Below are 14,971 nucleotides of genomic sequence, written 5' to 3'. Positions count from 1 at the left end.
CGATGGTTCCCGGTTTCAATGGGCTGCCGGCGTACGCCGAGCTTTTTTGCCTCTCCAATTTCACGTTCTTGCGCGGCGCATCGCACGCGCAAGAACTCGTCGCGCGCGCGGCGCAACTCGGCTACGCCGGTATCGCGATCACCGACGAATGCTCGCTCGCGGGCGTCGTGCGCGCTCACGACGCGGCCAAGGAAGCGGGGCTGCCGCTCGTCATCGGCTCGTACTTCCGCTTGAGTCACGCCGACGGTTCGCCGTCGTTCGGGCTCATCTTGCTCGCGCAAAACCGCGAGGGGTACGGCAATTTGTCGGAGCTCATCACGCTTGCGCGCACTCGTTCGCCGAAGGGTGAATACCGGCTGACGCCGTACGATCTCTCTCGGCCCGAGCCCGAGTACGCGCATTTGCGCGGCATGCCCGATTGCCTGGCGATTCTCGTACCCGATTTTCCGGCCAAGGAAGAGGCGCTTGCCGCGCAACTCGAATGGCTCGACGAGACGTTTCCCGACCGCGCTTGGGCGGGGCTCGTGCTTCATCAACGGGCGATGGACGACATTCACCGCGGCGCGATCGAATATGTCGCGCGCTGCCAGGGCCTGCCGGTCGTCGCGCTCGGTCAGGTCGTCATGCACGTCCGTTCGCGCAAGCCGCTGCAAGATACGATGACGGCGATTCGTGTCGGCAAGAGCGTGCACGAGTGCGGCTACGAATTGGCGCCCAATGCCGAGCAGCATCTGCGTTCGCGCCTGCGTCTCGTCAATCTCTATCCCGACGAAACGCTGCGCGAAACGATCAATATCTTGTCGCGCTGCACCTTCTCGCTCGACGAGCTGCGTTACGAGTATCCCGACGAACTCGTGCCCGAGGGCTTCACGCCCACCGCCTATCTGCGGCAAGAAACCTATGCGGGCGCGCGGCGGCGTTTTTCGGCCGGCATTCCTCATGCGGTGCAGCAGCAGATCGAGCACGAACTCGGGCTGATTGCCGAACTGCGTTACGAACCGTATTTCCTGACGGTCTACGATATCGTGCGCTTTGCGCGCAGCCAGAACATCCTGTGTCAAGGTCGCGGGTCGGCCGCCAATTCGGCCGTTTGCTACTGCTTGGGTGTCACCGAGGTGGACCCGGCGCGCGGCAATATGCTTTTCGAGCGCTTTATCAGCAAGGAGCGCGGCGAGCCGCCCGACATCGACGTCGATTTCGAGCACCAGCGGCGCGAACTCGTCGTGCAATACATCTACCGCAAGTACGGCCGCCATCGAGCGGCGATCGCGGCGGCCGTCTCCACGTACCGCCCGCGCGGCGCATTGCGCGAAACGGGCAAGGCGCTCGGCGTCGATCCGCAAATCGTCGATGCGGTGGCCAAGTCGCATCATTGGTTCGATACGAGCCATGATTTGCTCGCGCGTTTCGAAGAGTCGGGGCTCGATCCCAATCAGCCGTTGATCCAAGCTTGGGCACGGCTGGCGGCGCAATTGCTGAACTTTCCGCGCCATCTATCGCAGCATTCGGGCGGCTTCGTCATCAGCCGCGGCAAGCTGACGCGGCTCGTGCCGGTGGAGAACGCGGCGATGCCCGATCGCTCCGTGATTCAATGGGACAAAGACGATCTAGAGTCATTAGGATTGCTGAAGATCGACGTGTTGGCGCTCGGCATGCTGTCGGCGATACGGCGCGCGCTCGAACTCGTGTCCGAGCGGCGCGGCGAGCGCTTCGAGATGCAGGACATCCCGCCCGAGGACGGCAAAACCTACGCGATGATTTCGCGTGCCGATACGGTCGGCGTCTTCCAGATCGAATCGCGCGCGCAGATGAGCATGCTGCCGCGGCTGCGGCCGAAAACGTTCTACGACCTCGTCATCGAAGTGGCGATCGTTCGACCGGGTCCGATTCAAGGCGGTGCCGTTCATCCGTATTTGCGCCGGCGTCAAGGGTTCGAACCGGTGACTTATCCGAGCAAGGCCTTGGAGTCCGCATTGGGTCGTACGCTCGGTGTGCCGATTTTCCAGGAGCAGGTGATGCAGGTCGCGATTCTCGCGGCCGGGTTCAGCGCGGGCGAAGCCGATCAACTGCGCCGAGCGATGGCGGCCTGGAAGCGAAAGGGCGGTTTGCAGCGCTATTACGACCGCATCGTGAACGGCATGCTCGAGCGCGGGTACGAACGCAGTTTCGCCGATGCGATCTTCGAGCAGATCAAAGGCTTCGGCGAATACGGTTTTCCCGAAAGCCACGCGGCGAGCTTCGCGCTGCTCGTCTACGCGAGCAGTTGGCTCAAGTGTCATGAGCCCGAGGCGTTTCTCGCGGCGATGCTTAATAGTCAGCCGATGGGTTTTTATTCGCCGTCCCAACTGGTGCAGGACGCGCGCCGGCATGGCGTGAAGGTGCTGCCCGCCGACGTGATCATCAGCGGGTGGGACGCCGTGCTCGAACCGATCGCGGGCGCGGCCCGCCCGGCGGTGCGTCTTGGCCTGTCGCTTTTGCGCGGGATGAAGCAAGACGTGGCCGAGCGCATCGAAAACGCGCGTGCCGTCCGCGCTTTCGAGAGCGTGCACGATCTCGCGCGCCGCGCGCAGCTCGATCGGCGCGACTTGCACGTGCTGGCCGATGCGAACGCGCTATCCGCGCTCGTCGGCAATCGGCGCGAAGCGCTTTGGCATTCGGTGGCGGCCGTGCCCGAGCGCGATATGCTGGCCGCGGCGGTCGAGGCAGACGACACCCCGTTGCTGGGCGCCCCGACGGAAGGACAAAACATCGTGGCCGATTACCGCTCGTCGGGATTGACGCTGCGCCGCCATCCGCTTGCGCTGCTGCGCGCGCAATTGCTCGAAAAACGGCTGATGCCGGCATCGAAGCTGCGCGGCTATCGCGATGGCCAGCCGGCGCGAGGCTGCGGCATCGTGACGGTTCGTCAACGGCCCGGCACGGCCAAAGGTGTGATCTTCGTGACGATCGAAGACGAAACGGGCAACGTCAACGTCATCATCTGGCCGAGCTTGCTCGAAAAACAGCGCAAGGAAGTGCTCGGTGCTTCGCTGCTTGCCGTCTACGGTGTGTGGCAGTGTCAAGGCGAAGTGCGCCATCTCGTGGCCAAGCGGCTCGTGGACTTATCGCATCTCCTAGGCGGCCTGCAATCGGAAAGCCGCAATTTCTGCTGAACCCGGCCGCCAGCCGCCGACTTCCCGACGATCTTCTCAGGACGATGGAGTGGGCGCCGGCCAGGCGCTCAGCACCTCGCCGATCGCGACGTCGAACGGCGTGCGCCGGCCGATCCCGAGCGCGTCCAGCTGGCTCGAGTCGAGATGACAGTCTCGCGGACGCGGCGTAGCATCCGCGCTCGCGGTTTGCGCCTCCAGGCGAGCGTCGATCGACAGCGCGCGCGCGATACGCACGGCAATGTCGAACTTCGTCATGGGCTCGTCGCCGGACCACTGCGCGATGCCGCACACCGCTTGCCCTTTGGCATGCTGCTCGAGCATCGCGCGAATCACGTAGGCCACGTCAGGGGTATAGGTCGGATAGCGCGTCGCCCACGCGTCCATCGGAGCGGGACGCGCGCCCGCTGCTTGGGAAGCGACGACGGCGGGCACGAGGCTCGTCACGGCCGACTCCGACCAATCGAGCACCGGACCGTACAACAGCGGCAGTCGCAGCACGCAGCCGAACGGGTTCGACTGGAGGAGCGCGCGTTCGCCATCGAGCTTGCTCAGACCGTAAGCATTGAGCGGAGCGGGTGGATCGTCGATGCGATAGGGCGGTGCGCTGCCGTCGAACACGTAATCGGTGGAAATCGACAGGACCCACGCCCCGCATTGGCGCGCAGCCGATGCGACGGTACGTACCGCATCGACGTTCAACGCACGCGCGGCTGCGGGATCGTGTTGACAGACATCGGGCCGGCGCTCGGCCGCCGCCAAGACGATCGCGTCGGGACGCACGCGCTCGACGAACGCCGCCACGGCCGCGGCGTCGCGAATGTCGAGCGCAACGGTATCGCCCTGGACGCGGCGATACGCCGTGGGCACGATACGCCAGCCGGCGCACGTGCCCAGCTCCCGGACCAGCGCGCGCCCGAGCAGGCCGGACGCACCGATGACGGCGACAGTCGACATCGCGCGGCGGCCCGTCAGGCGTCGACGATCGTGTGGCTACCCTTGACCTCGTAGCCCGCTTCGACGATCGCGCTGCCGAGCCGATCGGCGTTCTCTCGCGACTGCACGCGTACACGCCGTTCGTCGAGATTGACCTCCACGAGCGCTGCCGCATCGACTGCCCGAATCGCTTTCGTTACCGCGCCCACGCAGTGCTGGCAGCTCATGCCTTCGACTTGGAATTCGATCATTGCAAGGTTCCTGTTCAAAAAGGTTGAGTGGCATCGATCATGGGCCGCGCGGCGTTCGCCGTCGGCCCGCTTCATTCAAAGCGTATACCTTCCCGCCGTGGGAAGGTATACGCTTTTGGTCGTCGACGGGAGATCGGACATGAATATTGGGGAAGCGGCCCGCGAATCCGGCGTGACGGCCAAGATGATTCGCTACTACGAGAGCGTCGAGTTGCTAGCGCCCAAGGGCCGGACGGACGCGGGCTACCGCGTATACGGCAAACAGGAAATCCATACCCTGCGCTTCATCCGTCAGGCTCGGCACCTCGGCTTTTCGATCGAGGACATCCGCAAGCTATTGGCGCTGTGGCAAGACCGCTCGCGCGCCAGCGCCGAGGTCAAGACGATCGCGCTCCAGCATGTGGCCGATCTCGAGCGGCGCATCGCCGAACTGTCGGAAATGCGCGACACACTGACTCATCTGGCCGATCACTGTCACGGCGATACGCGTCCCGATTGCCCGATCCTCGAGGGATTGGCCAGTCCGCAGGCGTGCGTGGAGGACCCGCACAGCCAATGCCCACAAGGCTGAGCAGCCACCAGCGTCACGTTTGCACGCAATTGGTGCATTCATGACGCTTTCGCGGCGTTGGCTGCACCATTCCAAACCGGAATGCACACCATTCGAGCATTTCACTCGCAATTTTCTACAAGGTCTCTATAATCCGGGTTAACCCTTTTACGGGAAATCCCTGATGCGCGATCCGCCGGGGACGAGACCCGACCCTTGGAGAACATCATGTTTGCCTACATCCTCGAAAAGCTCAGCAACTGGTTCGAATCGGCCGAACGTAGCCGTCGCGAAGCGTATCTCGCCTCGTCGTCGGACATCGTCGATCTGGAGCGCCGTCTGCGCTCGCTCGAGGCACACGGCTACTCGATCTAAGCCGAGCAAAGCCCGGCGGCTCGAGGCCGAGCGCCCGCGCGCACCCGCGCGCCGAAGTTGAAGTGACTGTTGCAAGCCTCGCTGCATTGGCGAGGCTTTTGTTTGTGCGCGGTATCGGCGTAATGACGCGGCCCGGCACGGTCCCGCCCGTTGCGACTAGCGCGAATATCGCCGCCGCGCTAAGGTGTGAGCATTCGCTGCTCAGCTATTGCTCGGACCGTCGCCATGCGCTCTCTCGCCACCCTTCGCTTGCACCGCGCGATCCGCGCAGCGGCTTATGCCGCGCTCATGGCCGCCGCCTCGCACGCGGTGGCCGGCAGGCAGGCCTTGGAACTCGGCACGCAAACGGGCATCAACGATGGCCAGAGCGGCATCGAACTCGACACCCGGACGGGCATTCACGACGGGAAGAGCGGGTTGATCCTCCAAAATGCGCCGCTCTCGCCGGCGCCGATGGTGCCGGCTAACCGGCTTCCGACGATCGACCCTGTAGACGCGGGCGCCGAGCAGCCGCCCATCGTCGTCGCCCCCTATATCGCATTGCCCGGCTCCAACGGGACGGTGCCCGCCGGCGCGGCCGGGTATCGGATGGTTCCGGGCAATCGCCAGTGAACCTTGCGCTCCGGCGCCGACGCCCCCGCCTCCGCCTCCGCAGGCTAGGGGCTAGGGTCGAGCGCGTCTCCCGCCGCCTCTAGGCAATGCGCGATTCCAACTTGAACTGCGCGTTCGCGTCCTGTCCCAACACGTCGACGAGGTAGGGGAGCGTTTCCTTCAGCGCGGCTGCGAGCGTGTAGGGCGGATTCAGAATGAACATGCCGCTGCCGTATAGCCCAAAACCGTCCGAAGGCGGTTCGCTGACGGTCAACGTGGCATGCAGCCAATTCGTCTGCTGCAACTGCTTCAATTGCTCGGGAAACCGTTGCGACTCGGGCCGCGTGACCTGCGGATACCAGACCGCGTACATGCCCGTGGCGAAGCGCTTCAGGCTTTCTTCCAGACAGGTGATCGTGCGAGCGTAATCGCGCTTGTCTTCGAACGACGGATCCACGAGTACGAGCGCGCGGCGCGGCGGCGGGGGCAGCAGCGCCTTGATGCCGTCGAAGCCGTCTCCGGCATACAGCATCGCCCGGCGGCCCGCGTCGCGGAAATTGTGGCGCAGCACGTCGATCTCGGTGCTGTGCAACTCGAACAGCCGCATCCGGTCCTGCTCTCGCATGAGCCGCCAGGCGAGATAGGGCGAGCCCGGGTAGTAACGCAATTGGCCGTCCGCGTTCAATGCGCCCACTTGCTCGACATAGTCGCGCAGCGCGGCGGGCAAATCCGTGCGCTCCCAAAGTTTGGCGATACCGGTTTGAAACTCGGCGGTCTTGGTCGCATAACCTTCGGTGAGCGAGTACACGCCCGCGCCCGCATGCGTGTCGATGTACCAGTAGGCCTTGTCCTTCTGCGCCAGATAGCGAAGCAACTGCACGACGACAGTGTGCTTGAGGACATCGGCGTGATTGCCTGCATGAAAGGCGTGGCGGTAGCTGAGCATACGGACGAGACTGGTGGGTGCTGGGGAATCGGGTGATTTCGCGCGCCGGCGCTCAGGCGCCGGTGCGGCCGCCCGGCGCGCGGGCACGCGAACGCTCGGACGGGGCGCGTATTGTACGGTACGGCACGACCGCGCCCCGCATGATCAGTGCGCCGCGTCGCCGGTGATATCCTCGATCGCTTGCTGGATTTCCGGCGTAATGCGTGTGGCCACCTCGACTGATTTCATGTTTTCCGCGATCTGCTCGACGCGCGATGCACCGGTAATGACCGTGCTCACGTGCGGGTTCGTGAGTACCCAGGCGATCGCCAACTGGCCGATGCTGCAGCCGAGTTCGCGCGCGAGCGTTTCCAATTGCGCCACGCGTTGATTCTTATCGGCATCCGTTAGTTGCGTGCGCAACCAATCGTAGCCCTGCAATTGCGCGCGGCTGCCCGCCGGCACGCCGCTCCGATACTTGCCGGTCAGAAGCCCCGAGGCGAGCGGGCTCCAGGTCGTCAAGCCGAGCCCGATGTCCTCGTAAAGGCGTGCGTATTCCTCTTCCACGCGTTTGCGGCAAAACAAGTTGTATTGCGGCTGCTCCATCACGGGCTTGTGCAGATGATGCCGTTCGGCAATCTCGTACGCCGCGCGAATTTCGTCGGCGCTCCATTCCGACGTGCCCCAATACAGCGCTTTGCCCCGCGTGATCATGTCGCTCATCGCCCATACGGTTTCCTCGATCGGCGTGTTCGGATCGGCGCGATGGCAAAACACAAGGTCCACGTAATCGAGTTGTAGGCGCGCGAGCGAGCCGTCGATGGCGTTGTGCAGGTATTTGCGGTTGAGCGTGTGATATTGGTTCGGCGCCTCGCTCAAACCCCAATAGAACTTCGTGGAGACGACGTAGCTCACACGCGGCCAGGCGAGTTCCTTGAGCGCCTGGCCCATGATCTCCTCGGATTTGCCGCCCGCGTACACTTCGGCGTTGTCGAAGAAATTCACGCCGGCATCGCGCGCGGCGGCGAGCGATTCGCGTGCGGCGTGCCGGTCCACTTGATTGCCGTAGGTTACCCAAGAGCCGAGCGAGAGTTCGCTGACTTGCAGGCCCGAACGGCCCAATCGCCGGTAATTCATGCATGCCTCCTTGGCGCTTGCCAACACGGTAATGAACAACGAAGCTTAATCCCATTCGCCGCGAGTCGCGCTGGCGTCGAACGTTGGGGCACAATAGCGGAGTCGGTCGTGGCGGGCCAATTCGGCCGAACGGCATATGAAGATCTGCCAGGTTGCCAGGCGCGGCCCGCCATGATGTCATTGTCCACGCACGCTTGAGAGGTGACGAATGTCGTCGTTGAATACGAGTCTGAACGGGAAGGCCGCGGTCGTAACGGGAGCGGCAAGCGGGATCGGCAAGGAAATCGCGCGTACCCTGGCGGCCCAGGGCGCGGCTGTCGCGATCGCCGATTTGAATCTGGCGGGCGCTCAGGCCGTTGCCGAGGAAATCCGGGCGCAGGGCGGCAAAGCGCTCGGTATCGCGATGGACGTGACCGATGAAGATGCCGTCAATCGCGGTATCGACGAGGTCGCGGCGCAGTTCGGCTCGGTCGATATCCTCGTGTCCAACGCCGGCATCCAGATCGTCAATCCGATCGAGAACTACAGCTTCTCCGATTGGAAGAAGATGCAGGCCATTCACGTCGATGGGGCCTTCCTCACCACGAAGGCGGCGCTCAAGCATATGTACAAGGGCGATCGGGGCGGGGTGGTCATCTATATGGGTTCCGTGCACTCGCACGAGGCTTCCCCGCTCAAGTCGGCTTACGTCGCGGCCAAACATGCGCTGCTCGGTTTGTCGCGTGTCCTTGCGAAGGAGGGCGCCGCTCACAACGTGCGTTCGCACGTCGTATGTCCCGGGTTCGTGCGCACGCCCCTCGTCGATAAGCAGATCCCCGAGCAGGCGAAGGAACTCGGTCTTACCGAGGACGAAGTGGTCAAGCGCGTGATGCTCGGCCAAACGGTCGACGGCGTGTTCACGACGGTGGAAGACGTGGCGCAAACCGTCCTGTTCTTGTGCACGTTCCCGAGCGCCGCGCTCACGGGGCAATCGTTCCTCGTGTCGCACGGCTGGTGCATGCTTTAAGGAGGCAAGATGGGGGAGCGCAAGGGGACGCGCGTTCGCGCGAACGCGACGGTGACGGAGGGCGGCGAGCAACATGCGGCAGGCCGAACGGCGCGCTTCGCGCCGTCGCTTGCCTTGCCTCCCTATCAAACGGTCGCGCTCGTGTTGCAAGGCGGCGGCGCGCTGGGCGCCTATCAGGCCGGTGTCTACGAGGGGCTGCACGAAGCCGGGATCGTGCCGAATTGGATCGCCGGGATTTCGATCGGCGCGCTGAACACCGCCATCATCGCCGGGAATGCGCCCGAGCATCGCGTGGCGAAATTGAAGGCGTTCTGGGACACGGTGTGCCAGCCCGCCTATGGCTTTTCGCTACCGCCCTCGGTGGAGAACGCGTTTTTCGACTCGCCCGCGCCCGTGCGCACCGCGTTCACGACGATGCAAGCGTTCAGTGCACTCGTAGACGGGCAGCGCGGTTTCTTCGTGCCGCGCGTGCCGCCGCCGTTGCCGTTTACGCCGAGCACGCCCGGCACCGCGAGTTGGTACGATACGGCGCCGCTCAAATCGACGCTCGAGCGTTTGTGCGACTTCGACCGGATCAATTCGGGCGAGACGCGCGTTTCCGTTGCGGCCGTGAACGTGGGCACGGGCAACTTCGAGTACTTCGACAACCAGCACAAAACGCTGCGGGCCGAGCATTTCATCGCGTCGGGTTCGCTGCCGCCCGGGTTTGCCGCAACGGAAATCGACGGCGAGTTTTACTGGGACGGCGGGCTCATGTCCAACACGCCGCTCTCGGAAGTCATTCAGGCCAGCCCGCGTCGCGATACGCTCGCATTTCAGGTCGATCTATGGAGCGCGCGCGGTCCCGTGCCGACGAACCTCACGGACGTGCAAGGGCGCATGAAGGACATCCAATACTCGAGCCGCACGCGCATGGTGACGGACATGATGCAGCACTCACAGCGTTTCCGGCATGTGCTGCGCGAAGTGCTCATGCGCGTCGCGCCCGAACACCGCGACGACCCATGGTGCAAGCTGGCCGAGGAGCTTTCGTCGTCGCACCGTTACAACGTTTTTCAACTCGTCTACCGGGACAAGGAATTCGACGGCAATTACAAAGACTATCAATTCGGCGTATCGACGATGAACGTTCACTGGCAATCGGGCCTGCGCGACATTCGCGATAGCTTGGCGCAGCCCGGGTGGCTCGATATGCCCGATAACGACGCCGGATTCGTGACGCACGATATTCATCGCGACCAGCGCTGAAGCGTAAGCGCAGCCAAGGGCGGACGGCGTAAAAAAAGCGCCTCGCGAAACCGCGAGGCGCTCTTCGGTATTGCATGCGTCGCGTGGCCGCGCTCGAGGCGCGGCCCGCGCGAGCGTTACTTCAGCACGTGCGCGATGGCGTTGGCCACCGTATCGAGGTTGCGCGTGTTGAGCGCCGCGACGCAAATGCGGCCCGTGCCCACGGCGTAGATGCCGAACTCTTCGCGCAGACGATCTACCTGGGCCGAGGTCAGGCCCGAGTAGGAGAACATGCCGCGCTGCGCGTTCACGAAGCCGAAGTCGCGCGCGACGCCGGCGTTCTTCAGGCGTTCGACGAGGCCGCCGCGCATCGCGCGGATGCGGTCGCGCATTTCGCCGAGTTCTTGTTCCCACATCGCACGCAATGCCGGTGTGCCGAGCACCGTCGCGACGATCGCGCCGCCGTGCGTCGGCGGGTTCGAATAGTTCGTGCGGATGACGCGCTTCAGTTGCGAGAGCACGCGCGTCGCTTCGTCCTTGCTGTCGGCGATGATCGACAGCGCGCCGACGCGCTCGCCATACAGCGAGAACGACTTCGAGAACGACGACGAGACGAATACGTTCAGTTCGGCGCCTGCGAACAGGCGCACGGCTGCCGCGTCGGCGTCGATACCGTCGCCGAAGCCTTGGTAGGCGATGTCGAGGAACGGCACGAGATTGCGCGCCTTCACCACTTCGACGATCTGCTTCCACTGCGCTTCGCTCAAATCGACGCCCGTCGGATTGTGGCAGCAAGCGTGCAGCACGACGATCGTGCCGGCCGCGTAGCTATTGAGCGCGGCGAGCATCGCCTCGAAGTTCACGCCGTGCGTTTGCGCGTCGTAGTACGGGTAGGCGAGCACCTCGAAGCCGGCGCTTTCGAACAGCGCGCGGTGGTTTTCCCAGCTCGGATCGCTGATCGCGACCTTGGCGTTCGGGTTCACGCGCTTGAGGAAATCGGCACCGATCTTGAGGGCGCCGGTACCGCCGAGCGCTTGCGCCGTGACCACACGGCCCGCGGCGATCAGCGGCGACGCATCGCCGAGCAGCAGCTTTTGCACGGCCGCATCGTAGGCGGCGATGCCTTCGATCGGCAAGTAGCCGCGCGGCAGTGCCTGATCCACACGGGCTTGTTCCGCTTCGCGAACGGCGCGCAGCAACGGGATCTTGCCTTCTTCGTTCGTATAGACGCCGACGCCGAGATTGACTTTGGTCGGGCGCGGATCGGCATTGAAGGCCTCGTTGAGGCCGAGGATCGGGTCGCGGGGCGCGAGTTCGACTGCGGAGAACAGGGACATGATGTCTTTCGGCGGTAGTGGAAAACTTGAAAGCGAGCACGTGCTGCAAGCGCGGAATCCGTAATTGTAGCGAATCCCGCTCGCGTGTTGCCGCGCTTTTCGCCCGCAATGAGCGAATTAGTCTGAACGATCGTGCACTTTTTTGCTCGCACGCGGCGCCTGGGCCGCGTGCGAGCTACGATGCCGCGCGCTGCCTGGGCGAGCGCGAAACGCTAGAATGGTTGTTTTGTCGGCGAAGGAAGCGCCATTTCCATGTCCGAAGCTAAGTCCCACGCAGCCGAAGCCCTCGACGAATCGAAGTTCGTCGAATTCGAGGGTTCGCCGTTCCATCTGTACCAGCCGTATCCACCGGCCGGCGACCAGCCGACGGCCATCGCCCAACTCGTCGAAGGTATCGAGGACGGCTTGTCGTACCAGACGCTGCTCGGCGTGACGGGCTCGGGCAAGACCTTTACGATGGCGAACGTCATCGCGCGGCTTGGCCGGCCGGCGATCGTCTTCGCGCCGAACAAGACGCTCGCGGCGCAGTTGTACTCGGAGTTTCGCGAGTTCTTCCCGCGCAATGCCGTCGAGTATTTCGTTTCGTACTACGACTACTACCAGCCGGAAGCCTACGTCCCGCAGCGCGATCTGTTCATCGAGAAGGACTCGTCGATCAACGAACACATCGAGCAAATGCGGCTCTCGGCGACCAAGAGCCTGATGGAGCGGCGCGACGTCGTGATCGTGGCGACCGTCTCCGCGATCTACGGTATCGGCAATCCGAGCGAATACCACCAGATGATCTTGACGCTGCGCACCGGCGACAAGATCGGTCAGCGCGACGTCATCGCCCGCTTGATCGCGATGCAATACAACCGCAACGAGGCCGATTTTCAGCGCGGTGCGTTCCGGGTGCGCGGCGATACGATCGACGTGTTCCCGGCCGAGCATGCCGAGATGGCACTGCGTATCGAACTGTTCGACGACGAAGTGGAGTCGCTGCAGTTGTTCGATCCGTTGACGGGGCGGGTGCGGCAAAAGATTCCGCGCTTTACCGTTTATCCGTCCTCGCACTACGTCACGCCGCGCGAAACGGTCATGCGCGCCGTTGAGACGATCAAGGACGAACTGCGCGAGCGCCTCGAGTTCTACTACGCCGAGGGCAAGCTCGTGGAGGCGCAACGCCTCGAGCAACGGACGCGCTTCGATTTGGAGATGCTGCAGGAGCTCGGTTTTTGCAAGGGCATCGAAAATTACACGCGGCATTTTTCGGGCGCGGCGCCCGGCGAGCCGCCGCCGACGCTCGTCGATTACCTGCCGCCCGATGCGCTGATGCTGCTCGACGAATCGCACGTGCTGATCGGGCAATTGAACGCCATGTACAACGGCGACCGCTCGCGCAAGGAAAACCTCGTGCAGTACGGTTTCCGGTTGCCGTCGGCGCTCGATAACCGGCCCCTGAAGTTTCCCGAGTTCGAGCGCAAGATGCGTCAAGCCGTTTTCGTTTCGGCCACGCCGGCCGATTACGAAAAGAAGAAGACGGGTCAAGTCGTGGAGCAGGTGGTGCGGCCGACGGGGCTCGTCGATCCGCTGATCCAGGTGCGGCCGGCGCGTTCGCAGGTGGACGACGTGCTCAGCGAGATCCATGCGCGCGTGGCCGTGAACGAACGCGTGCTCGTGACCGTGCTGACGAAGCGGATGGCCGAGCAACTGACCGAGTTTCTCGCCGATCACGGCGTCAAGGTTCGCTATTTGCACAGCGACATCGACACCGTGGAGCGCGTGGAAATCATTCGCGACCTGCGGCTCGGCGCCTTCGACGTGCTGGTCGGGATCAACTTGCTGCGCGAGGGGCTCGACATCCCCGAGGTGTCGCTGGTCACGATTCTCGATGCCGACAAAGAAGGCTTTTTGCGAGCCGAGCGTTCGCTGATCCAGACGATCGGCCGGGCGGCGCGCAACGTGAACGGCACGGCGATCCTCTACGCCGACAACATGACCGATTCGATGCGCCGCGCGATCGACGAAACCGAGCGGCGGCGGGCCAAGCAGATTGCCTACAACGAGCGCATGGGCATCACGCCGCGCGGGGTCGTCAAGAAGGTCAAGGACATCATCGACGGCGTCTACAGCGCCGACGACGCGCGCGCGGAACTGAAGGAGATGCAGCAGCGTGCCAAGTTCGAGGACATGTCGGAGAAGGACCTCGCGAAGGAACTGAAGCGCCTCGAGAAGCAGATGATGGAGCACGCCAAAAACCTCGAGTTCGAAAAGGCGGCCGCGGCGCGCGACCAACTCGCCGTGTTGCGCGAACGCGTGTTCGGGGCCAACGTCGGGGATTCGGTGTCGAAGGCGGGCTGACGCCCGGCAGGAAGTATCGAGCACGGGCGACCCTCTGCGCCAAAGGGTCGCTTGGTCCTAAATGCCGCGTTCGTGTACACTTATGCCTGATTGATAATCGTTCGCATTTGCGTTCGTGTTATCGGCAATTGTGCGAAGCGCCGAGCCGGCGGTTTGCTGTTGGATATTCGATCAGAGCAAAAAGAGGAGTTTTTCGATGCAGCGTTCCACCTGGATTGTGAGCGGCGTGGCAGCCGTGGCGGCTGCGACCGCATTGACGGCGTCGGCGGCGGAGTACCCGATCGGCAAGCCCCAGGTGCAGGGCGGCATGGAAATCGGCGCCGTGTATTTGCAGCCGATCACGATGGATCCGGAAGGCATGATGCGCAAGGCGTCGGATTCGGACATTCACCTCGAAGCCGACATCCACGCCGTCAAGAACAACCCGACCGGCTTTGCCGAAGGCGACTGGATGCCTTATCTGCAAGTCCATTACGAGTTGAGCAAGGTGGGCGGCAAGCAGACGATCAAGGGCGACCTGATGCCGATGGTGGCGAGCGACGGCCCGCACTATGGCGACAACGTCAAGCTGTTCGGTCCCGGCAAGTACCACCTCACGATCGTGGTCGAGCCGCCGATGCAAACGGGTCACATGGCCTTCGGCCGCCATACCGACAAAGAGACGGGTGTGGGCCCCTGGTTCAAGCCGATTACGCTGCAATACGATTTCCCGTTCGCGGGCATCGGTAAGAAGGGCGGCTACTGAGTCGCGCCGCTCGGCATAGGGAGAGAGCAGGATGAAATGGGTTTCGAAGGCCGCACTGGCCGGTTTGTTCGCCGTCGCGGCCCTCGCGGCGCGCGCCGACGACGCGGTCACGGTCAAGCTCGAGATGGCCGACGGTACGCTCACGCCCGCGCGCATCGAAGTGCCCGCCGGCAAGCGTATCCGCATCGAGGTGCATAACGGCGGGAAGGGTGCAGCCGAATTCGAAAGCGTCGAGCTGCGCAAGGAGAAGGTGCTTGCGCCCGGCGCATCCTCGGTCGTCGTGATCGCCCCCCAAACGCCGGGCGAATACAAGTTTTTTGACGATTTCCATCAGGCGGCGCGCGGCGTCATCGTCGTCAAGTAGTGGCTTTTTGCGCCGGGTAGAGGAAAGCCCGGCGC

General features: G+C 63.7%; 14 protein-coding genes. 9 read left to right on the top strand and 5 right to left on the bottom strand.

What is annotated here, in order from left to right; translation table 11 throughout:
• The first annotated feature begins 2 nt into the window (after nt 1-2).
• On the top strand, nt 3-3,152 hold the full coding sequence (locus C0Z18_RS18185; protein ID WP_102646811.1) for an error-prone DNA polymerase: 3,150 nt from the start codon (nt 3-5) through the stop codon (nt 3,150-3,152).
• 36 nt (nt 3,153-3,188) lie between these two features.
• Here the strand turns inward: C0Z18_RS18185 and C0Z18_RS18180 are convergent, their stop codons facing one another.
• Complete coding sequence (locus tag C0Z18_RS18180) at nt 3,189-4,106, bottom strand: dTDP-4-dehydrorhamnose reductase family protein (protein ID WP_102646810.1); 918 nt, start codon at nt 4,104-4,106, stop codon at nt 3,189-3,191.
• A gap of 14 nt (nt 4,107-4,120) precedes the next feature.
• On the bottom strand, nt 4,121-4,336 hold the full coding sequence (locus C0Z18_RS18175) for a heavy-metal-associated domain-containing protein (RefSeq protein ID WP_102646809.1): 216 nt from the start codon (nt 4,334-4,336) through the stop codon (nt 4,121-4,123).
• Between the two features lie 139 nt (nt 4,337-4,475).
• Between C0Z18_RS18175 and cueR the strand changes: the two genes are divergently transcribed.
• From cueR to C0Z18_RS18160, 3 genes are all read left to right on the top strand, one after another.
• Nucleotides 4,476-4,907 carry a Cu(I)-responsive transcriptional regulator gene (gene cueR / locus C0Z18_RS18170; protein WP_102646808.1) on the top strand — a complete coding sequence of 144 codons (432 nt, stop codon included), beginning with the start codon at nt 4,476-4,478 and terminating at the stop codon, nt 4,905-4,907.
• 207 nt (nt 4,908-5,114) lie between these two features.
• Nucleotides 5,115-5,261 (top strand): DUF3563 family protein, encoded by a 147-nt coding sequence (locus C0Z18_RS18165; RefSeq protein WP_102646848.1) that lies wholly within the window; start codon nt 5,115-5,117, stop codon nt 5,259-5,261.
• Nucleotides 5,262-5,486: 225 nt separating this feature from the next.
• Nucleotides 5,487-5,873 (top strand): hypothetical protein, encoded by a 387-nt coding sequence (locus C0Z18_RS18160; protein WP_233217373.1) that lies wholly within the window; start codon nt 5,487-5,489, stop codon nt 5,871-5,873.
• A gap of 79 nt (nt 5,874-5,952) precedes the next feature.
• Here the strand turns inward: C0Z18_RS18160 and C0Z18_RS18155 are convergent, their stop codons facing one another.
• The gene (locus C0Z18_RS18155) at nt 5,953-6,798 is read right to left on the bottom strand and encodes a 23S rRNA (adenine(2030)-N(6))-methyltransferase RlmJ (RefSeq protein WP_102646807.1); all 846 of its coding nucleotides are present in this window, start codon (nt 6,796-6,798) and stop codon (nt 5,953-5,955) included.
• Nucleotides 6,799-6,942: 144 nt separating this feature from the next.
• Nucleotides 6,943-7,914, bottom strand: coding sequence for a potassium channel beta subunit family protein (locus C0Z18_RS18150; RefSeq protein ID WP_102646846.1), 972 nt, complete (start codon nt 7,912-7,914; stop codon nt 6,943-6,945).
• Nucleotides 7,915-8,122: 208 nt separating this feature from the next.
• On the opposite strand from C0Z18_RS18150, the gene C0Z18_RS18145 reads away from it, so the two are divergent.
• Nucleotides 8,123-8,920, top strand: a complete 798-nt coding sequence (locus C0Z18_RS18145) for a 3-hydroxybutyrate dehydrogenase (RefSeq protein WP_102646806.1) — start codon at nt 8,123-8,125, stop codon at nt 8,918-8,920.
• A 9-nt stretch (nt 8,921-8,929) separates the two neighbouring features.
• Nucleotides 8,930-10,168 carry a DUF3734 domain-containing protein gene (locus C0Z18_RS18140; RefSeq protein WP_102646805.1) on the top strand — a complete coding sequence of 413 codons (1,239 nt, stop codon included), beginning with the start codon at nt 8,930-8,932 and terminating at the stop codon, nt 10,166-10,168.
• Between the two features lie 116 nt (nt 10,169-10,284).
• Here C0Z18_RS18140 and C0Z18_RS18135 read toward each other — a convergent pair whose 3' ends face one another.
• Nucleotides 10,285-11,484 carry an amino acid aminotransferase gene (locus C0Z18_RS18135; RefSeq protein ID WP_102646804.1) on the bottom strand — a complete coding sequence of 400 codons (1,200 nt, stop codon included), beginning with the start codon at nt 11,482-11,484 and terminating at the stop codon, nt 10,285-10,287.
• A 252-nt stretch (nt 11,485-11,736) separates the two neighbouring features.
• Between C0Z18_RS18135 and uvrB the strand changes: the two genes are divergently transcribed.
• The 3 genes from uvrB to C0Z18_RS18120 all read left to right on the top strand — a co-directional run bounded on the left by uvrB (nt 11,737) and on the right by C0Z18_RS18120 (nt 14,936).
• Complete coding sequence (gene uvrB, locus C0Z18_RS18130; protein WP_102646803.1) at nt 11,737-13,827, top strand: excinuclease ABC subunit UvrB; 2,091 nt, start codon at nt 11,737-11,739, stop codon at nt 13,825-13,827.
• A 196-nt stretch (nt 13,828-14,023) separates the two neighbouring features.
• Nucleotides 14,024-14,572, top strand: a complete 549-nt coding sequence (locus C0Z18_RS18125) for an iron transporter (RefSeq protein WP_102646802.1) — start codon at nt 14,024-14,026, stop codon at nt 14,570-14,572.
• Nucleotides 14,573-14,603: 31 nt separating this feature from the next.
• Nucleotides 14,604-14,936, top strand: coding sequence for a cupredoxin domain-containing protein (locus C0Z18_RS18120; RefSeq protein ID WP_102646801.1), 333 nt, complete (start codon nt 14,604-14,606; stop codon nt 14,934-14,936).
• Nucleotides 14,937-14,971: the final 35 nt, after the last annotated feature.

This window comes from Trinickia dabaoshanensis (genome assembly GCF_002879885.1).
Lineage (GTDB): Bacteria > Pseudomonadota > Gammaproteobacteria > Burkholderiales > Burkholderiaceae > Trinickia > Trinickia dabaoshanensis.
The sequence above is the reverse complement of the archived record's forward strand: the minus strand, read 5'-3'. Positions and strand labels throughout refer to the sequence as shown.